Genomic DNA, 17,008 nt, shown 5'->3' with positions numbered 1-17,008 from the left:
CGGTCTTTCGGGCAGGCTGTTCAGCGTGCCCGGCCGGAAGGCAGCCGGGCGCACATCCCCCTAGGAGTGTTCCGGCATGACCACCACAGTCGCCGCATACGCAGCCCCCGCCGCCAAGGCTCCCCTGGAGCGCACCACGATCGAGCGCCGGGCGGTCCGCGAGTTCGACGTCCTGATCGACATCAAGTTCGCCGGCATCTGCCACTCGGACATCCACCAGGCCCGCGAGGGCTGGGGCGAGGCCATCTTCCCGATGGTGCCCGGCCACGAGATCGCCGGCATCGTCTCCGAGGTCGGCCCCGGTGTCACCAAGTTCCGGGTCGGCGACCGGGTGGGCGTCGGCTGCATGGTCGACTCCTGCCGCGAGTGCGACAACTGCAAGGCCGGCCTGGAGCAGTACTGCACCGGCGGCAACGTCGGCACGTACAACGCGCTCGACAAGAACGGCGAGCCCACCTACGGCGGTTACGCCGAGAAGATCGTCGTCGACGAGAACTACGTCCTCGGCATCCCCGAGGGCATCTCCCTCGACGTGGCCGCCCCGCTGCTCTGCGCCGGCATCACCCTGTACTCCCCGCTGAAGCACTGGAATGCCGGCCCCGGCAAGAAGGTCGCGATCATCGGCATGGGCGGCCTCGGCCACATGGGCGTCAAGATCGCGCACGCGCTCGGTGCGGAGGTGACCGTCCTCTCGCAGACCCTGAGCAAGAAGGAGGACGGCCTCAAGCTCGGCGCCGACCACTACTACGCGACCAGCGACCCGAAGACCTTCGAGGAACTGCGCGGCAGCCTCGACCTGATCATCTCCACGGTGTCGGCCCCGCTCAACCTCGGCGCGTACCTCTCGCTGCTGAAGACGGACGGCGCGCTGGTCAACGTGGGCGCCCCCGAGGAGCCCGTCTCCCTCAACCTCTTCTCCGTGATCGGCGGCCGCAAGACCCTCGCCGGCTCCGGCATCGGCGGCATCCAGGAGACCCAGGAGATGCTGGACTTCTGCGCCGAGCACGGCTTCGGCGCGGAGATCGAGCTGATCTCGGCCGACCAGATCAACGAGGCGTACGAGCGGGTGCTGTCGAGTGACGTCCGCTACCGCTTCGTGATCGACACGGCGACGATCTGACTGCGTCGCTTTTAGCGGGGGCGTGGGGTGCGGGGCGGGGTGCGTTGTCGGGTGCGGGTGTGTGGGGGCTGGTCGCGCAGTTCCCCGCGCCCCTTTAGTGGGATCAGCACAGGCGCTTTTACAGGCGCGGTGCTCGGTGCGTTGTCGGGTGCGGGTGTGTGGGGGCTGGTCGCGCAGTTCCCCGCGCCCCTTTAGTGGGACCAGCACAGGCGCTTTTACAGGCGCGGTGCTCGGTGCGTTGTCGGGTGCGGGTGTGTGGGGGCTGGTCGCGCAGTTCCCCGCGCCCCTAAAAGACGCAGGGCGACCGGTGTTCTTCGACGCACTCGACAGCGCACCGCGCCCCTGAAATCGGCTGTGCTGGTCCCACCTAAAGGGGCGCGGGGAACTGCGCGACCAGCCCCCACCGGCCCGCACCCGCCGACGAACCTCAGCCTCCCACCCTGTTCCGCCCCAACAACCACAGCAGATACGGCCCCCCGACCAGGGAGGTCAGCGCGCCGACCGGCACCTCCAGTGGAGGCAGGACCGTCCGCGCCGCGAGATCCGCCGTCACCAGAATCATCGCCCCCGTCAACGCCGAGCACAGCAACGGCAGTTGAGGCGTACGCGTGAGCCGCCGGGCCAACTGCGGTGCGGTCAGCGCGACAAACCCGATCGGCCCCGCCGCCCCCGTCGCCGTCGCCGCCAGCACCACCCCGAGCACGGTCAGCGCGAGCCGCGTCCGGTCCACCCGCACCCCGAGCGCGGCAGCGGTGTCGGCGTCGAGCCCGAGCGGCCGTACGGCCCGGCTCGCCCACACCAGCGCGGGCAGACACACCAGCAGTACGACGGCCAGCGGCCCGGCCTGCTCCCAGCCGCGCCCGTTGAGCGAACCGGTCAGCCACAGCTTGACCTGCTCGGCGGCCTCCAGCTCGCTGTCCGCGAGATACAGCTGCACGACGGCCGACAGCGCGACCCCGATACCAACTCCCGTGAGCACGAACCGACTTGGCTGCATCCCGTGCCGCCACGCCAGCACATACACCAGCGTGGCGGCGGCGAGCCCGCCCACCACGGACACGACGGGCATCGCACCCGGCGAGGCGACAAGCCCCGTGGACAGCGCGAGCACGGTCGCGGCGGCGGCACCGTGCCCGACCCCGATCACATCCGGGCTGGCCAGCGGATTCCGCGTGACGGTCTGCACCAGCGCCCCGGCGAGCCCCAGCGCCACCCCGACCAGCGCCCCCAGCACGATCCGCGGCACCCGCAACTCGTTGACGACAAGGTCGTAGGGCCCCGAACCGGTACGCAGCGTGTGCCACACATCGGCGGGCGGGATGTAGGTCTGCCCGAGGCAGGCCGCCGCGCCCATCGCAACGGCCAGCAGCACTACGAGAGTTACGGCGACGGCGGCCGAACGGCGGTGCAGGACAAGGGAGATGGTGGGGCGGGGGCGGAGGACCGTGACGCCGGTGGTGCTCATAGCGCGGTTCCCCTGCGTCGTACCAGCACCACCAGCACCGGCACCCCCACCAACGCCGTCATCACCCCGGCCGGCACCTCCGCCGGTGCGCGCACGACTCGGCCGGCGGCATCCGCCGCGACCAGCAGCGCCGCACCGAGCAGCGCCGACAGGGGCAGCAGGGCGCGGTGTCCGCCCGAGGTGAGGCGCCGGGCCAGGTGCGGGACGGCGAGCCCGACGAACGCGATCGGCCCGGCCGCGGCCACCGCCGACGCCACCAGCAGAGTCGCCCCGAGCGCCGCACACACCCGTACGACCCCCACCCGATGCCCCAGCGCCCGCGCCGTCTCGTCCCCGAGCGCCAGCGCGTCCAGCCCGCGCGCACAGGCCAGCACCAGCACCGCGCCCGCCGCCAGGAACGGCAGCATCCGTACGACGGTGTCGGCGTCCCGCCCGCTCAGCGAGCCGACCTGCCAGAACCGGAACTGGTCCAGGGTCGCCGAGCTGGAGGTCAGGACGACGGTCGTACCACCGGCGGTCATCGCGGACAACGCCGTACCGGCCAGGGCGAGTTTGACCGGGGACGCGCCGCCCCGGCCGCGCGCGGCGATGCCGTAGACCAGGCAGGCGGCGAGGACGGCACCGGCGAAGGCGTACCAGACGTAGCCCTCGAAGCCGTTCGCGAGGCCGGTCGCGATGGCGAGGACGACACCGGCCGCCGCGCCCTGGCTGAGGCCGAGGATGCCCGGGTCGGCGAGCGGGTTGCGGGTGACGGCCTGGAGCGCGGCGCCCGCCACGCCGAGCGCCGCGCCCGCCGTCAGTCCGATCTCGGTGCGGGGCAGCCGCAGCGACCGTACGACCAGCGCGTCCGGTGAACTTCCGCCATGGAGAAGGGTGTTGAGCACCGCGGACGGGGGGATCTGGCGGGTGCCGACGGCGAGGCTGAGCAGCACGGCGGCGGCCACCGCGAGGGTGGCCGCCGGCCAGGCGAGGCGTTTGAGGCTCATGACCTTGTGGGACTCACTACTTGCTGATGTCCTCGGCGAGTTGGAGGACGACGAGGCGGGCGGCGGTGGGGCCCGCGTTGAGGTACCAGGGGTCGTCGTCGACCTTCACCGCGTGGCCTGCCTGCACGGCCTTCATCGACTTCCACAGCGGCCCGGCAAGGACGCTCGCCGCGTCGGTCCTGCCCGCGTCGCCCTGCACCGAGTAGAAGATCCAGTCACCGTCGGCCGAGTCGATGCTCTCCGCGCCGATGTCCTGCGAAATCGCCTTGAACTGCTGCGACTTGGGCCGGTCCAGCCCCATGTCGACGGCGATGGAACCGGTGAAGGACGAGACACCGAACATCCGGGTCCGGCCGGGCGTGAACCGCAGCATCGACACGGAGGTCTCCGACAGCGCCTCCCCCTTCTCGTGCGCGTCCTCGACGATGCCGTCGAGCAGCTTCTGCGCCTGCTCGCCCTTGCCGATCGCGTCGCCGACGAGCAGCAGGTCGCGCTTCCAGTTGATGCCGTTGCCGGCCGTGATGACGGTCGGCGCGATCTTCGACAGCTTGGGGTAGAGGTCGCCGAGCGAGTCGTTGGCGAGGATCAGGTCGGGCTTGGCGGCGGCGAGCGTCTCCAGGTTGGGCGCCTGGCGGGTGCCCGCGTCCGTCATCGCGGCCAGCTTCGACTTGTCGGCCGGGAAGGCGTCCGCGAGGTAGTCGGGGACGAGCCCGGCGTTGTCGGCGCGGGTGGTGGCGGTCGGGACCGTGCCGAGGGAGAGCAGGTCGTCGAGCTGCCCGGTGCTCAGCACGGCGATCTTCGTGGGCTTCGACTTGATCGTCGTCCTGCCCTCGAAGTGGGTGACGGTCCGGGGGAAGGTCCCGTCGGTGTCGGTGTCCGCGCCCATGCCGGTCGCGAGGGTGCTCGGCGCGGCGGGCGGGCCCTCCGAGGCGCCGATCACCTTGTTCTGCGAACCCTCGGTCGTCTTCTCGGCATCGTTGTCGGCGGAGGAGGACGAGCACCCGGCCAGCAACCCTCCGACGACGGTCACGGCGGCCACCGCCGTGACAGCCTTCCTCTTGAACGCACGCACTGTCACTGTCTCTCCGACTCTCCGCTGAAAACTGGCCAGGTAAGGCTTACCTTAACTTGCCGTCGGAGCGGGTCGGGCAGGGGGTTCAGTGGGTGCTCACTGGGTGCTCAGTGGGTGCTCAGTGGGTGAGAAACGACTCGCCGGCTCCGAAGGACCGTACGAGCACACCGCCGCCGTCCGGGGCGGGCCGCACCGAGTGCGCGCGCCCCCGTCCGGAGACCTGCGCCCGGCCGTCCGCCGCCACCTCGACCAGCGTGTTCTCGTCGACGGCGACGCCGTGCGGGAGCCCATGACGGGCGACGCCGGCGATCAGCCGGGGCAGCGTCCCCCCACTGCGCCGCGTGCACGTCCACGGCGAAGGGCGCGAGCCCCAACTCCGGCCGTACGGCGATCTCTTCGAGGCCCTCCGCCGTGTCCTCCGGGGACACCGCGACACCGTCGAGCAGCCGGCCCCCGACGACGGCCGACCGTGCGGCGAGGGCGGCCCGCCGCACACCAGCAGCCCGTCGGCGTCCGGGACCGCGCCGAGGTCGAAGCGTCCGCCGATCGGCACGAGCGACGGTACGGGTGTGCAGTCGGCGGCGGCCCTCGACACGGTTTCGTAGCGCGTGAATTGACGGTCCCCGTCGCCGAGGCCCTGTCACACGTTTCTGCCGACGGCTGGAATCATGGCGCGCATGGACATGGACTGGTCACGTCTGACCCACGCCTATGGCTCCGCGGCCGGACTTCCGGAGCTGTTCGAGGCGGTGGGCGATCCGGAGTCGGCCGACTGGGCGTGGGAGAAGCTGTGGTCCAGCCTCTACCACCAGGGCACGGTGTACCCGGCCAGCTTCGCCGTCCTGCCCGTTCTGACGCACATCGCCGCGGGGCGCAGCCCGGGCGATCACCGGCACGCGATCGCGCTGGCCGGCGCCATCGTCGCCAAGGAGGAGCAACTGCACGAGCGGGGGTACGTCCGGGCGCGCTACGCCGCCGAGTTGGACGAACTGCGCCGGTCGACCCTCCACCGCCTGACGGCCGAGGCCTTCGAGGCCGACGACCACACCTGCCTCTATCCGCTGGAGTGCCTGCTCGCCTTCGAGGGGGAGCGGGTGTGGAGCGACCGTCTGCTGCCCGCCTCGCACGACGTGGAATGTCCGTCCTGTTCGCAGAGCCTGGAGATCGACGTGGGCGGCGGCGACTCGGGTACCCGCCGCCGCGACCCACAGCGACGGATCATCCGCGTCAACCGCAGGGGCCCGGCCCTGACCGGGGTCACTCCGGCGGAGCCGGTTGAGCTGCCGCCGCTCGCGGCCCGCCTCCACGGCATGGCCGTCGCGGCGGGCCAGCCCCTGGCCGCCGACCATCTGACCCGGCTCTTCGGCCGCACGACCTGTCCGGACTGTGCGGAGGACTTCTCCGTCGCCGAGCAGATCGAGAGGTACTTCCTGCGGTCGGGTACGGAATCGTAGGGCGTCCCCGAGCGTTGTGGACTGTGGGTGACCGAGCCGACAGAAAGTGGAGGGATCGCGATGGCTGCGCAGACGCAGAGGGCCGTGCTGGCGGGCGGATGTTTCTGGGGGATGGAGGAGCTGATCCGCCGGCTCCCGGGCGTGACGGCGACCCGCGTCGGATACACCGGCGGTGACGTGGCGAACGCGACCTACCGCAACCACGGCACGCACGCGGAGGCCATAGAGATCCTCTACGACCCCGAGAAGACCGACTACCGCGCGCTTCTGGAGTTCTTCTTCCAGATCCACGACCCGAGCACCAAGAACCGCCAGGGCAACGACATCGGCCTCAGCTACCGCTCGGCGATCTACTACGTGGACGACGAGCAGAAGCGGATCGCCGAGGACACGATCGCCGACGTGGACGCCTCGGGCCTGTGGCCCGGCAAGGTCGTCACCGAGGTGGAGCCGGTCGGCCCCTTCTGGGAGGCCGAGCCCGAGCACCAGGACTACCTGCAGCGTTACCCGGACGGCTACACCTGCCACTTCCCCCGCCCGGGCTGGCGTCTGCCGGCGCGTACGCAGGGCTGACCGTGAGCCGGCCCGGCGGGAGCCAAGGCCGACCGGCCGAGGCTCCGCGGCCGGGCCGCGCCCGCGTCACCCGTGGTCCTGTGGTGTCTCCTCGTAGACGATGTCGTAGGGCGCCGCGATCGGATTGATCTGCGCGGGATCCAGCCGCCCGTCGGTGAGCACGGCGGGCCCCGCCTCGAACAGGTCCTCCAGGTAGTGCTCCCAGCCACCGGGCGCGGAGATCTGCAGGACCCGCGGCGGTGGGGCGGAGTCGCGGCGGAGCGCGTGCGGGACGCCGTGGGGGAGCAGCACGAACGAGCCCCCCGGCGCCAGGTGGACCACCTCCAGCAGCGAGAACCGCCCCGGCCGGGCGGCACTGGGCGCCGGCAGGACGAACCGTTCCTCAGCCATGGACGCGCTCCTTCGTGTTCCCGCTCCGCCTGCCCTTGCCGCCGAACGCCTCGTTGCGGATCAGGTCGAGGAAGCTCGGGGTGTTCTCCGTGGTGCGTACGTCGATGAAGGCACGCAAGGCACCCGCATGCCGGTCCTCGACGGCCTGCCGCAGCAACGCGTGCGCGAGGTCGGCCCGCGCGGTGTACCGGCCGGGAAGGCGCTCGCTGCCCACCTGGTAGTCGCTCACCGAGTCGTTGTCGAACAGGCCGCCGGGGCGGATGACCGTCCAGTCGAGATCGGTCGCGCGGAGGATCTCCTCCATGCGCCGCATGTCGTCGTACACGGTGCGTCCCATGAAACGTACGACGGACGGCTCCAGCACCTTGCGGAACAGAACGCCCTCGCCGGGCGCCGCCGTCCCGAAGAGCACGGTCGAGGTCACGCCGACGACGCGTCGGACGTCGTGCCTGGCCATGGCCCGCGTGATGTGACGGATGCCGACGGAATACACGGTGACCGGCTTTCGGCCGTAGGGGACGCCGAGCGTCGAGATCACGGCGTCCTGCCCGGCCACGGCGCGTTCGACCGCGGCGGGGTCGAGCACGTCCGCCTCCATCACCCGCAGCCGTGGACCACGTACCGGAAAGTCCGCGGGACGGCGCGTGACAGCGGTGACGGTGTGCCCTGCGGCCCCGGCCTGCTCGGCGGCCAGCCGCCCGGTCGTTCCGTTCGCCCCGAAGATGACGATGTTCACGGGGTCTCCCCTCCTCAAGTCGGTTCTGCCGACAAGAGGGCCGGGACGGCGCCGAGTGTGACGTCCGCTGCACGGGCGGGTCGGCCGTGACGGCGAACTGGCCGTAGCACCGCGTGAGTTGCCGGTGCCACGGCCGCCGTCCTCCTCGCCCACCGGGGATCGTCCCTTCGCGCTACGACGGGCCGAGCAGCGCCTTGATGGTGGCGATCACCGGGACTCCCGCCTCCCCGATGACGGCGGCGATGCCGGCGATCCTCCGCAGCAGCCTGCCGAATCGTTCCTCGGAAGGATTCGAACGGATCTCTTCGACCGTCGCGTCGACCTCCGCCCGGTCGCTCGCGTCCAGGTGCCGCCTCAACTCCTCGATCTCCTTGAGCAGGCCGGCGAGTGCCGAGGGTCCCGCCTCCGGTCCCGGCCCGTGCTTGCCGCCGGTCACGATGTCACCGGAGCCGCTGTGGGTGGCTTTGCCGATGCTCCCGGCTCCGTACTGGTGGAAGCTGTCGCCGCTCATGAGGCGGTGATGTTGCCGGAGCCGCTGTGGGTGGCCTTGCCGATGCTGCCGGCCCCGTACTGGTTGATGAGGTCCCCCTGGACGGCGTGCTGCACGTTGTAGATCACCTGGGCGATGTCCGGGTGGCCGATCGCCTTGGTGATCTCGCCCACGAGATAGTGGATCTCGCCGTTGTCCGTGGACCACACGGCGTCGCGCTGAGTGCCCGAGGTGTTGAGGACCAGGCCGAACAGGTCCGGTTTGCCGAGCGTGGTCACGAGCCGCCAGATCAGCAGGGCCTCCAGGGCGAACATGATCAGCACGCCGACGGTTCCCGCGCCGGCCGCCAGGAAACTGCCGAAGAACAGGCAGACGAGCGAGCGCACGATGAACTGCTTCCAGGCCGCCCTTCTGTCGACTGTCAGCTTGCGTTGTCCCACGTGGGAGATGTTGCGCAAGGGGTAAGCCTCACCCGCCACCCATAAGACGCCTTCGTTCACCCGGACCTGAACCGCTGAGTGAGTGGGTGCCACCGCTGCCTCCTCTGTCTTTTATCGGCAGAAACATGCCGAGATATCGGGACCGTAAGGTGATCGGCATCTCGGTGGTGGGCTTTGGCGTCTTTTCATCCTGATCGGTCAAATTATGTTCTCTTGAATGACGGTTGACGCTGGCCGCGGTCATGCGATGCCCTGCCGTCGAAAGCGACAGGAAACCGTTCGGGCGTACGACCACCGGGCGTTCTCGTGAATCCGGGCTGCCCCTCGCAGACCTTTCCTCAGTACCAGCGGACTTGGCCGGCCGCTCCCTGCCCCGTACGGGCGGCGTGGCGGAGAACGCGCAGCGGGCCGTCGAGAAGTTCGTCCGCGGCGTGGGCGGGATCGTCACCCAGCCCGGTCATCCACGCACGGATCCGCTCGATCGCGTCACGACGTGTGGCTCCGGTCAGGGTCAGAGTCTCCTCGGCCGAAGGCAGTTGAGTGCGGACTTGTCCGGCGTCGAGAAGGAAGTCCCCGAACCAGCCTGGCAGTTGCAGCGTCGCGTCGGGACCCAGGGCGTAGGCAAGGGCGGAGAAGGGGCTTGCCTTGCGCGCCGTGGCCACGAACAGACCCTCTCCGACATCGGGTGGGAACCGGTCCATGACGGCCTCGCGCAGCCTCTCCCCGCTGTCGGAGTCGTCGTGGCAGGTGTCGAAGAACGCGCTCAGCCGGAGTGCGTCCTCGTCGGCGCTCGCATCGCCGGGAGAGCACGTCGACGTGGTGAACATGGACGCCGGCGCCTTGCGACGCCACCAAGCCAGCTCCCCGAGCGCGTCACGGTGTTCCGGTGCCGGCGACGAGTTCTGAACCGAAGCGCTCAGCAGATTCCGTACCTCTTGGTCAGGCACGGCGCCGACGATCCACACACCTGTGACGCTCAACTCCGCCTCCTTCCGCTCTTCCACCCGAACTCGGTCATGTCCCGGCCGCCGGCGTGACGGTCGTCCGTACCGCGGGTCCACAGGGCGAGGTCACTGCTCGTCGCCACGGCGATCGTCAGGCCGGAGGGGGAGAAGCCGGCCGCACGGAATTCGGGCTGCCCGGCCGGAGGCGTCTCCTTCGTCCACTTCATCACGGGACCATGATCCTCGCCTCGCTCACAGACCTTTCCTCGTCGGGACGCCTTGGTGTCCGCGCAACACCTTGATCAGTGCGACCTCTTGGCTCCTTCATCAAGTGCCTTGGGTACGGATACTCATGACACCGCGTGCCTGGCGGATGGAATCTGGCCGGGTGAGTACAGATCCTGAACGTACTGGTCGGGCCGTGGCCGTGTCCGTGGGCCTGGCTGTTTTCGAGCTGTTGGCTCTGGGCCTGATCTGGTTGTCCTGGATGTCGTCCTACTGGTCGGCCTTCGACGCGCAGGACTACGGCGCACCCCCGGGTCCCTACCTGCAGAAGGCCGTGTTCGTGGCGGCAGCCGCCCTGATCGCGTCTGTCGTGGCCGGAGTCCGCCGGGTACCTGTGGTTGCCGTCACCCAACTCGTCATGGTCCTCGCCATGTGCGCGGCCCTGACCGGCGCGAAGGCCGCCGGTGAACGCATCTACGAGTCCTCCTACCGGAATGCCTGTCTCTCAGGCCTGGCCTGCGACGCGACTTCGCCCCCGCGATGAGCCGCTCCTCACGCGGATCAGGCTCCCCCCGGTCCAGGCCCGCTGGGCGCTGCGGCGGGGATCGACGGTCACGGACCCGCCCCGGAGTGCCTCAGCGTCGTCGGCGGGACACTCGTGGTCCTGGGCCCCTGACAGTCATGAACGCCGTTGCTCCCGGATGGCTGGGAGCGCGTACTCCGTCACCGCGGTGATGACACCACGGGCAACAGGCCCCGGGTCGGTCGTGGCCGAGATGGTCCACCAAGTGTCGCGCTTCGCGGGGAGGAGTTGGCCTATGCGGCGGTGCCAGGCAGCGGCGCCGTACACCGTGTTCGGGCTGGGGCGGGCGGGCAGATGCGGCTGACTCCTGCGGGCCCGGGCCCAGCCGAGCTTGTCGGCCACGGTCACGTTGAGCGTGAACTCGACCCGCCCCGCGGTGTTGTGCGCGGACTTCTGGAAGCCTATGAGAGCCCAGGTTTCGAGATGGGGCAGCTCGTACGTCTGCCCCGACCCCTTGAAACCCAGCGCGCGCAGACCCGGAGCGATCCGTGCGCGCATCAGCGCGGTGAACGCCTCCTGCGCCGTGGGCACCGACCGGTCAGCCATCGATCGGCGCCACACCGACCGGGCCGGAGACCCCGGTCCCGCCGAGCCCGCAGTACCCCGCCGGATTCTTCGCCAGGTACTGCTGGTGATGTCCCTCGGCCGGATAGAACACCCGCCCCTCCGCCGGAAGGATCTCCGTGGTGATCGTCCTGAAGCCCGAGCGGGTGAGGACCTGTTGGTAGGCCGTGCGGGAGGCTTCCGCCGCGGCTGACTGGGCGGGGGTGTGGGGGTGGATCGCGGAGCGGTACTGGGTGCCCACGTCGTTGCCCTGGCGGAAACCCTGGGTCGGGTCGTGGGACTCCCAGAACGTCTTCAGCAGCTTCTCGTAGGAGATCAGCGCCGGGTCGTAGACCACCCGGACCGCCTCCGTGTGGCCGGTCAGGCCCGAGCAGACCTCTTCGTAGTGGGGGTTCTCGGTGTAGCCGCCCTGATAGCCGACCAACGTCGTCCACACACCCACCGGGAGCTGCCAGAACTTGCGCTCGGCACCCCAGAAGCAACCCAGCGCGAAGTCGGCGATCTCCAGATGCTCGGGGTAGGGGCCGAGCAGCGGCGTACCGAGGACGACATGGCGGTCGGGGACCGCGAACACCCGCTCCGGTCGGCCCTGCAGAGCCTGCTCGGGGGTGGGCAGCTGGGGTGTACGGCTGTGCAGGAACATGCGCTCTCCCAACGGGCCCCGGGGTGAGCCCGAGGTCGAAGTGTCAACGGGCGGGGCGCATGGAGAATTCCGGTCCCGCCGTCAGTGCGGCAGGCTCGCCGGACTCCCGCCGTTCGCCTCGTAGCCCGCCACCGCCAGCGCCCGGTAGACCGCGAACTCCGCCGCCGGGTCGGGCGACAGCGTCCAGGGGAGGGCCCCGACATGGCCGTCGATGTGTATGAGCTGGTTCATCGCCTCGGACCAGCGCTCCGCGCGGACCAGGAAGAAGACCAGCAGATGCCGGACGTGCGCCAGCATCGGGTCGTCGGGGCGGGCCGCGTGCACCGCGAACAGCGCGCCGTGGATCGCCTTCTCCACGACCTCGCTCTGGTAGAAACTGCTGACCAGATTCACCTCGGGGAGGTGCTCGAAGACCGCGAAGAGCGGCATCGCGGCGAGCAGCGACCCCTGCGGCGCCCGCGCGGCGGCCGCCTCCGCGAACGAGTTCGCCAGCTCGCGCGAGCCGTGCCACTTCTCGCACCAGTACTGCAGGGCCGCCAGATGCGCCCCCATGTGGGCCGGCGCACGGTCCAGGACCTTCAGCCACAGCTGCTCGAACTCCGGCTGCGGATACGCCAGTCCACGGGCCACCGACAACTCGACGATGTACGGGACCGGGTCACCGGGGGAGAGCAGCGCCGCCTGCCCGCAGGCGTCCCTCGCCTCCTCCATGATGATCCGGAACTCGTCCGTCCCCCGCGTCGACGTACGCCACGCCTGCTGCACCAGGAACTCCGCGTGCACGGCCGCGCCGCCCGCGTCCTTCAGATGCTCGGCCCGCCACACCCGCAGCCACTGCCCGCCCGGCGTCTCGCTGACCCCGCCGGGCCGCTGCTGCAGCTCCAGCGAGGCGGCGCCCGCGAAGGCCTGCACCCGCTGCCAGCGCAGCTCGCCCGTGATCTCGGTGCCGGCCAGCAACTGCATCGCCGCGCGGTAGTCCTGCGTGCGCTGCACCAGGTCGAGGACGTCCAGCAGGTCCTGGTCGGGGCCGGGCATGCGGATGTCCAGCTCCTCCTCGCGCACGAAGCCGTAGGTCGCCGGGTCCGCGGCGTCCGGATGGCCCGGCGAGACCTGCTCGATCATCCCGCGCCTGCGCCGCAGGAACGGGATCAGCACGAAGCCCATCATGAGCAGCGCCATCAGGACCCAGAGAATCTCCATGCCTCAAGCGAACCAGACGGGTCCGACAATTGGCCAACCCGGCCCACCACCCTGTGGAAAACCGGCGTCGCCCTGCCCCGCCACACTGTGGAAAACCTCCGGATCGTCGTCCGCCCCGCGAGCGCACTACGCTCGGCCCCATGAGCGACAGGCACATCAGTCAGCACTTCGAGACTCTCGCGATCCACGCGGGCAACACCGCCGATCCCCTCACCGGCGCGGTCGTCCCGCCGATCTACCAGGTCTCGACCTACAAGCAGGACGGCGTCGGCGGTCTGCGCGGCGGCTACGAGTACAGCCGTAGCGCCAACCCCACCAGGACCGCCCTGGAAGAGAACCTCGCCGCCCTGGAGGGCGGTCGCCGAGGTCTCGCGTTCGCGTCCGGACTGGCGGCCGAGGACTGCCTGTTGCGTACGCTGCTCAGCCCCGGCGACCACGTCGTCATCCCGAACGACGCGTACGGCGGCACGTTCCGCCTCTTCGCGAAGGTCGTCTCCCGGTGGGGTGTCGAGTGGTCGGTCGCCGACACCAGCGACCCGGCGTCGGTACGGGCCGCCATCACCCCGAAGACCAAGGTCGTCTGGGTGGAGACCCCCTCCAACCCGCTGCTCGGCATCACCGACATCGCGGTCGTCGCGCAGATCGCCCGGGACGCGGGCGCGCGGCTCGTCGTCGACAACACCTTCGCCACGCCCTACCTCCAGCAGCCGCTGGCCCTCGGCGCGGACGTCGTCGTGCACTCCCTGACCAAGTACATGGGCGGCCACTCCGACGTGGTCGGCGGTGCGCTGATCGCGGCCGACGAGGCGCTCGGCGAGGAACTGGCGTACCACCAGAACGCGATGGGCGCGGTCGCTGGGCCCTTCGACTCCTGGCTGGTGCTGCGCGGCGCCAAGACGCTGTCGGTCCGCATGGACCGGCACAGCGAGAACGCCACCAAGGTCGCCGACATGCTCACCCGGCACGCGCGCGTGACGCGCGTTCTCTACCCGGGCCTCCCGGAGCACCCCGGCCACGAGGTCGCCGCCAAGCAGATGCGGTCCTTCGGCGGCATGGTCTCCTTCCAGGTGGAGGGCGGCGAGGAGGCGGCCGTCGAGGTCTGCAACCGCGCCAAGGTGTTCACGCTCGGCGAGTCCCTGGGCGGCGTCGAGTCGCTGATCGAGCACCCGGGACGCATGACGCACGCGTCCGTCGCCGGTTCGGCCCTGGAGGTCCCCGGCGACCTCGTACGCCTCTCCGTGGGCATCGAGAACGTGCAGGACCTCCTGGAGGACCTGCAGCAGGCGCTCGGCTAGAACCTGCTCACCAGCCCGTCAGCGGTGGAGTCGTCTCCGACGGCGGCTCCACCCAGGGATGGACCATCAGCGCCCACACGGTGAACGCAACGACCGCCGCGCACAGCAGCAGCCACATCATCCGCCGGGCGGCCATCCGACGGCGCAGCATCCGGCCGCCGCGGCGCACCACGTCCGCGTACAGCTCCGGCGGCACCTGCGGCGGAGTCCGCTCCATGATCCGCCGTACGGCCGCCTCCCGCTCGGGCCTGTTCACGCGCGCGTACCCCCGTTCGGCGACCTCATGACGGCGCCACCTCGGCCTTCGCCACCTTCGGCACCGGGGAGCGCGGCGGATGCAGCAGCCGCGCCGTCGCCCGCTCGCAGATCGTCCGGACCCGTTCCGTGGGCAGCCCGAGCAGTGCGGCGGCCTGTTCCTCGGCGACCCCCTCGTACAACCTGAGGACCACGATCAGCCGCTCCTGGGGCGCCAGAGCGCCCAGCGGGCTGCCGGGATGCGCGCGGCCCCGGCCCAGGCCGCCGTACTGGTGCCAGGCCGCACGGGCGAAACGGCTGGCCAGATACTGCCGGGCACGGTCGTACGGGTCCTCGCCGCGCAGCCGGTCCCAGCACGCGTACGTGTGGGCCAGCGACAGCGCCAGCAGGCGTTGCGCGCGTGGGTTGTCGTCCGGGGCCTCCGCGGTGAGCAGGGTGGCGGCGTGCAGGAGCCGCCCTGCCGCGCCCGCGACGAACGCCTCGAACTCGCGGGCCCGGCGGGCGCCTTGGGACACCTGCCGTTCACGCACCATGCCCTCCCACCTGATGGACCCGGTTTCATATGAGGCCAGGGCCGTCGTGAGGTCAAGAGTTCGGTACGAAGGGGCGGGAGTCGGGCACCACGCGCGTGTGCCCGACGCACCGCGGGATCAGGAGGCGGACGACGGCTCGTTGCCCGGCATCGCCATCCGCGCGGAGAGGGCGCTGTTGAAGCGTGTGAGGAGCGTGCAGAACGCCTCGCGCTCCTCCGGCGCCCAGTCGTGTGTCAACTCGTCCATCAACTGACGCCTGGACGACCGGACTTCCTCCAGCCGCGACTGCCCGCGCGGGGACAGCTGCAGCACCACCGCGCGGCCGTCCTCGGGGTGCGAGGTGCGCTTGACGAGCCCGGTGTCGACGAGCGGAGCCACCTGCCGGGTGACCGTCGAGGAGTCGATCCCCATGCTCGCGGCGAGCGCCTTGACGCCCATCGGACCTTCCTTGTCCAGGCGGTTGAGCAGCAGATACGCGGCGCGGTCCATGGAGTTGCGCACCTGTCCGACTCCGCCGAGCCGGGTCTGTTCGGCACGGCGCGCGAAGACCGCCACCTCGTGCTGCAGCGTGTCGAGGAGACCGGGTTCACCGACGGTCGTCATGTCCATCGACATTTCAGGTGTTGTGGGCATGGCCGGGGGCTCGCTTCATGAAGGGGGTGCTGGGTTGGGGGACAGGGTACGCGGATGGAACGCGGCCCGTACCGACGCTGCGCAAACCAGTCTCGGAGCTTGGTCACAACCGTGGCACGCGGCTGTGAACTGCGATGCTTGAGTCATGAGCTACAGCACGGCTGACTCCTTGCGACCCGTCACCCTCGACGATGTGCGCGGCGCCCAGAAGATGCTCACGGGCGTGGCGCGGGTGACCGCGATGGAAGGCAGCAGGCACCTCACCCAGCTCGTCGGCTCGCCGGTGCACTTCAAGTGCGAGAACCTCCAGCGCACGGGCTCCTTCAAACTGCGCGGCGCCTACGTCCGTATCGCCGGGCTGCTGCCCGAGGAGCGCGCCGCCGGAGTCGTCGCAGCGAGCGCCGGCAACCACGCCCAGGGCGTCGCCCTCGCCTCCGCACTCCTCGGCGTGCGCTCCACGGTCTTCATGCCCAAGGGCGCGCCCCTGCCGAAGATCAGCGCCACCAAGGAGTACGGCGCCGAGGTGCGCCTGCACGGCCACGTGGTCGACGAGACGCTGGCCGCCGCGCAGGAGTACGCCCACGAGACGGGCGCGGTGTTCATCCACCCCTTCGACCACCCGGACATCATCGCGGGCCAGGGCACGGTCGGCCTGGAGATCCTGGACCAGTGCCCCGAGGTGCGCACGATCGTCGTCGGGATCGGCGGCGGCGGACTCGCGGCCGGTGTCGCCGTCGCCGTGAAGGCACTGCGGCCCGACGTGCGGATCGTGGGCGTGCAGGCGGCCGGTGCCGCCGCGTTTCCGCCCTCGCTGGCGGCCGGACGTCCCGTGTCGATCCAGCACCCGGCGACGATGGCCGACGGCATCAAGGTCGGCAGGCCCGGCGACGTGCCGTTCGGGATCGTCGCCGATCTGGTCGACGAGGTCCGCACGGTCACCGAGAACGAACTGTCCACCGCGCTGCTGCTGTGCCTGGAGCGGGCCAAGCTGGTCGTCGAACCGGCCGGCGCCAGCCCGGTCGCGGCGCTGCTGAGCGATCCGCGGAGCTTCGAGGGACCGGTCGTCGCGCTGCTGTCCGGCGGGAACGTCGACCCGCTGCTGCTCCAGCGCATCCTGCGCCACGGCATGTCCGCGCAGGGCCGCTACCTCGCTGTGACGCTGCGGTTGACGGACCGGCCGGGGGCGCTCGCGACGCTTCTCGGGGTGTTGTCAGTGGTCGACGCTAACGTCCTCGATGTGAGCCACGTCCGGACCGACCCACGGCTCGGGCTCACCGAGGTGGAGGTCGAGCTGCACCTGGAGACGAAGGGGCCGGTGCACTGCGCCGAGGTCGGCCAGGCCCTGCGCGACGCGGGGTACACGGTCATCGACTGAGGTCAGGGCCCCGTTCGTCACCTGTTCCGTCA

The 17,008-nt window shown here is 70.6% G+C and carries 22 protein-coding genes; 6 read left to right on the top strand and 16 right to left on the bottom strand.

The features are described from left to right. Positions 1–76: 76 nt before the first annotated feature. Positions 77–1,120: an NAD(P)-dependent alcohol dehydrogenase gene (locus tag ACIBJH_RS02225; RefSeq protein ID WP_399114950.1), complete on the top strand. Its 1,044-nt coding sequence runs from the start codon at positions 77–79 to the stop codon at positions 1,118–1,120. A gap of 427 nt (positions 1,121–1,547) precedes the next feature. On the opposite strand, the gene ACIBJH_RS02220 is transcribed toward ACIBJH_RS02225, so the two are convergent. From ACIBJH_RS02220 to ACIBJH_RS02205, 4 genes are all read right to left on the bottom strand, one after another. Then, entirely contained in the window at positions 1,548–2,585 is a 1,038-nt protein-coding gene (locus ACIBJH_RS02220) for a FecCD family ABC transporter permease (RefSeq protein WP_399114949.1), read from the bottom strand. Next, entirely contained in the window at positions 2,582–3,571 is a 990-nt protein-coding gene (locus ACIBJH_RS02215) for a FecCD family ABC transporter permease (protein ID WP_399114948.1), read from the bottom strand. The genes ACIBJH_RS02220 and ACIBJH_RS02215 overlap by 4 nt, the downstream gene beginning before the upstream one ends. Positions 3,572–3,587: 16 nt before the next feature. Then, the gene (locus tag ACIBJH_RS02210; protein WP_399115577.1) at positions 3,588–4,610 is read right to left on the bottom strand and encodes an iron-siderophore ABC transporter substrate-binding protein; all 1,023 of its coding nucleotides are present in this window, start codon (positions 4,608–4,610) and stop codon (positions 3,588–3,590) included. Positions 4,611–4,761: 151 nt separating this feature from the next. Further along, entirely contained in the window at positions 4,762–5,238 is a 477-nt protein-coding gene (locus ACIBJH_RS02205) for a hypothetical protein (protein ID WP_399114947.1), read from the bottom strand. Positions 5,239–5,320: 82 nt separating this feature from the next. On the opposite strand from ACIBJH_RS02205, the gene ACIBJH_RS02200 reads away from it, so the two are divergent. After that, positions 5,321–6,097, top strand: a complete 777-nt coding sequence (locus tag ACIBJH_RS02200; RefSeq protein WP_399114946.1) for a hypothetical protein — start codon at positions 5,321–5,323, stop codon at positions 6,095–6,097. Positions 6,098–6,157: 60 nt separating this feature from the next. Next, positions 6,158–6,670, top strand: coding sequence for a peptide-methionine (S)-S-oxide reductase MsrA (msrA, locus tag ACIBJH_RS02195; protein WP_399114945.1), 513 nt, complete (start codon positions 6,158–6,160; stop codon positions 6,668–6,670). Between the two features lie 66 nt (positions 6,671–6,736). Here msrA (ACIBJH_RS02195) and ACIBJH_RS02190 read toward each other — a convergent pair whose 3' ends face one another. The 6 genes from ACIBJH_RS02190 to ACIBJH_RS02165 all read right to left on the bottom strand — a co-directional run bounded on the left by ACIBJH_RS02190 (position 6,737) and on the right by ACIBJH_RS02165 (position 9,897). After that, positions 6,737–7,060 carry a hypothetical protein gene (locus ACIBJH_RS02190; protein ID WP_399114944.1) on the bottom strand — a complete coding sequence of 108 codons (324 nt, stop codon included), beginning with the start codon at positions 7,058–7,060 and terminating at the stop codon, positions 6,737–6,739. Next, positions 7,053–7,796, bottom strand: a complete 744-nt coding sequence (locus ACIBJH_RS02185) for an NAD(P)-dependent oxidoreductase (RefSeq protein WP_399114943.1) — start codon at positions 7,794–7,796, stop codon at positions 7,053–7,055. The genes ACIBJH_RS02190 and ACIBJH_RS02185 overlap by 8 nt, the downstream gene beginning before the upstream one ends. Before the next feature lie 172 nt (positions 7,797–7,968). Then, positions 7,969–8,307, bottom strand: a complete 339-nt coding sequence (locus ACIBJH_RS02180) for a hypothetical protein (protein ID WP_399114942.1) — start codon at positions 8,305–8,307, stop codon at positions 7,969–7,971. Beyond that, positions 8,304–8,765, bottom strand: coding sequence for a DUF6232 family protein (locus tag ACIBJH_RS02175; protein WP_399114941.1), 462 nt, complete (start codon positions 8,763–8,765; stop codon positions 8,304–8,306). The genes ACIBJH_RS02180 and ACIBJH_RS02175 overlap by 4 nt, the downstream gene beginning before the upstream one ends. A gap of 299 nt (positions 8,766–9,064) precedes the next feature. Continuing rightward, positions 9,065–9,706, bottom strand: coding sequence for a hypothetical protein (locus ACIBJH_RS02170; protein ID WP_399114940.1), 642 nt, complete (start codon positions 9,704–9,706; stop codon positions 9,065–9,067). After that, a complete protein-coding gene (locus ACIBJH_RS02165; protein ID WP_399115617.1) occupies positions 9,703–9,897 on the bottom strand; it encodes a hypothetical protein in 195 nt (64 codons plus the stop codon). Before ACIBJH_RS02165 ends, ACIBJH_RS02170 begins: the two co-directional genes overlap by 4 nt. A 125-nt stretch (positions 9,898–10,022) precedes the next feature. On the opposite strand from ACIBJH_RS02165, the gene ACIBJH_RS02160 reads away from it, so the two are divergent. After that, positions 10,023–10,439 (top strand): DUF6234 family protein, encoded by a 417-nt coding sequence (locus ACIBJH_RS02160; protein ID WP_399114939.1) that lies wholly within the window; start codon positions 10,023–10,025, stop codon positions 10,437–10,439. A gap of 135 nt (positions 10,440–10,574) precedes the next feature. Here the strand turns inward: ACIBJH_RS02160 and ACIBJH_RS02155 are convergent, their stop codons facing one another. From ACIBJH_RS02155 to ACIBJH_RS02145, 3 genes are all read right to left on the bottom strand, one after another. Next, positions 10,575–11,024, bottom strand: coding sequence for a DUF4304 domain-containing protein (locus ACIBJH_RS02155; RefSeq protein WP_399114938.1), 450 nt, complete (start codon positions 11,022–11,024; stop codon positions 10,575–10,577). Next, entirely contained in the window at positions 11,017–11,685 is a 669-nt protein-coding gene (msrA, locus tag ACIBJH_RS02150) for a peptide-methionine (S)-S-oxide reductase MsrA (RefSeq protein ID WP_399114937.1), read from the bottom strand. The genes ACIBJH_RS02155 and msrA (ACIBJH_RS02150) overlap by 8 nt, the downstream gene beginning before the upstream one ends. Positions 11,686–11,766: 81 nt before the next feature. Beyond that, positions 11,767–12,885 carry a hypothetical protein gene (locus tag ACIBJH_RS02145; RefSeq protein ID WP_399114936.1) on the bottom strand — a complete coding sequence of 373 codons (1,119 nt, stop codon included), beginning with the start codon at positions 12,883–12,885 and terminating at the stop codon, positions 11,767–11,769. 140 nt (positions 12,886–13,025) lie between these two features. On the opposite strand from ACIBJH_RS02145, the gene ACIBJH_RS02140 reads away from it, so the two are divergent. Continuing rightward, positions 13,026–14,180 carry a cystathionine gamma-synthase gene (locus tag ACIBJH_RS02140; protein WP_200712174.1) on the top strand — a complete coding sequence of 385 codons (1,155 nt, stop codon included), beginning with the start codon at positions 13,026–13,028 and terminating at the stop codon, positions 14,178–14,180. 7 nt (positions 14,181–14,187) lie between these two features. Here the strand turns inward: ACIBJH_RS02140 and ACIBJH_RS02135 are convergent, their stop codons facing one another. The 3 genes from ACIBJH_RS02135 to ACIBJH_RS02125 all read right to left on the bottom strand — a co-directional run bounded on the left by ACIBJH_RS02135 (position 14,188) and on the right by ACIBJH_RS02125 (position 15,583). Beyond that, the gene (locus tag ACIBJH_RS02135) at positions 14,188–14,436 is read right to left on the bottom strand and encodes a hypothetical protein (protein WP_399114935.1); all 249 of its coding nucleotides are present in this window, start codon (positions 14,434–14,436) and stop codon (positions 14,188–14,190) included. A gap of 25 nt (positions 14,437–14,461) precedes the next feature. Then, complete coding sequence (locus ACIBJH_RS02130; RefSeq protein ID WP_399115576.1) at positions 14,462–14,965, bottom strand: sigma factor-like helix-turn-helix DNA-binding protein; 504 nt, start codon at positions 14,963–14,965, stop codon at positions 14,462–14,464. A gap of 120 nt (positions 14,966–15,085) precedes the next feature. Continuing rightward, entirely contained in the window at positions 15,086–15,583 is a 498-nt protein-coding gene (locus ACIBJH_RS02125; protein ID WP_201049884.1) for a MarR family winged helix-turn-helix transcriptional regulator, read from the bottom strand. A gap of 163 nt (positions 15,584–15,746) precedes the next feature. Between ACIBJH_RS02125 and ilvA the strand changes: the two genes are divergently transcribed. Beyond that, positions 15,747–16,976, top strand: a complete 1,230-nt coding sequence (gene ilvA / locus ACIBJH_RS02120; protein WP_200712178.1) for a threonine ammonia-lyase — start codon at positions 15,747–15,749, stop codon at positions 16,974–16,976. Positions 16,977–17,008 lie beyond the last annotated feature (32 nt).

Origin of the sequence: Streptomyces sp. NPDC050548 (genome assembly GCF_044457385.1) — a bacterium.
Lineage (GTDB): Bacteria > Actinomycetota > Actinomycetes > Streptomycetales > Streptomycetaceae > Streptomyces.
This window is presented reverse-complemented; position numbering and strand designations above follow the sequence as displayed.

What these genes read in the sequence shown, in the direction of transcription:
- ACIBJH_RS02220 (WP_399114949.1), bottom strand. Translation starts at nt 2,585, where the DNA reads ATGAGCACCACCGGCGTCACGGTCCTCCGCCCCCGCCCCACCATCTCC.
- msrA (WP_399114945.1), top strand. Translation starts at nt 6,158, where the DNA reads ATGGCTGCGCAGACGCAGAGGGCCGTGCTGGCGGGCGGATGTTTCTGG.
- msrA (WP_399114937.1), bottom strand. Translation starts at nt 11,685, where the DNA reads ATGTTCCTGCACAGCCGTACACCCCAGCTGCCCACCCCCGAGCAGGCT.
- ACIBJH_RS02200 (WP_399114946.1), top strand. Translation starts at nt 5,321, where the DNA reads ATGGACATGGACTGGTCACGTCTGACCCACGCCTATGGCTCCGCGGCC.
- ACIBJH_RS02165 (WP_399115617.1), bottom strand. Translation starts at nt 9,897, where the DNA reads ATGAAGTGGACGAAGGAGACGCCTCCGGCCGGGCAGCCCGAATTCCGT.
- ACIBJH_RS02140 (WP_200712174.1), top strand. Translation starts at nt 13,026, where the DNA reads ATGAGCGACAGGCACATCAGTCAGCACTTCGAGACTCTCGCGATCCAC.
- ACIBJH_RS02145 (WP_399114936.1), bottom strand. Translation starts at nt 12,885, where the DNA reads ATGGAGATTCTCTGGGTCCTGATGGCGCTGCTCATGATGGGCTTCGTG.
- ACIBJH_RS02125 (WP_201049884.1), bottom strand. Translation starts at nt 15,583, where the DNA reads ATGTCGATGGACATGACGACCGTCGGTGAACCCGGTCTCCTCGACACG.
- ACIBJH_RS02225 (WP_399114950.1), top strand. Translation starts at nt 77, where the DNA reads ATGACCACCACAGTCGCCGCATACGCAGCCCCCGCCGCCAAGGCTCCC.
- ACIBJH_RS02215 (WP_399114948.1), bottom strand. Translation starts at nt 3,571, where the DNA reads ATGAGCCTCAAACGCCTCGCCTGGCCGGCGGCCACCCTCGCGGTGGCC.
- ACIBJH_RS02160 (WP_399114939.1), top strand. Translation starts at nt 10,023, where the DNA reads ATGACACCGCGTGCCTGGCGGATGGAATCTGGCCGGGTGAGTACAGAT.
- ACIBJH_RS02180 (WP_399114942.1), bottom strand. Translation starts at nt 8,307, where the DNA reads ATGAGCGGCGACAGCTTCCACCAGTACGGAGCCGGGAGCATCGGCAAA.
- ACIBJH_RS02155 (WP_399114938.1), bottom strand. Translation starts at nt 11,024, where the DNA reads ATGGCTGACCGGTCGGTGCCCACGGCGCAGGAGGCGTTCACCGCGCTG.
- ilvA (WP_200712178.1), top strand. Translation starts at nt 15,747, where the DNA reads ATGAGCTACAGCACGGCTGACTCCTTGCGACCCGTCACCCTCGACGAT.
- ACIBJH_RS02190 (WP_399114944.1), bottom strand. Translation starts at nt 7,060, where the DNA reads ATGGCTGAGGAACGGTTCGTCCTGCCGGCGCCCAGTGCCGCCCGGCCG.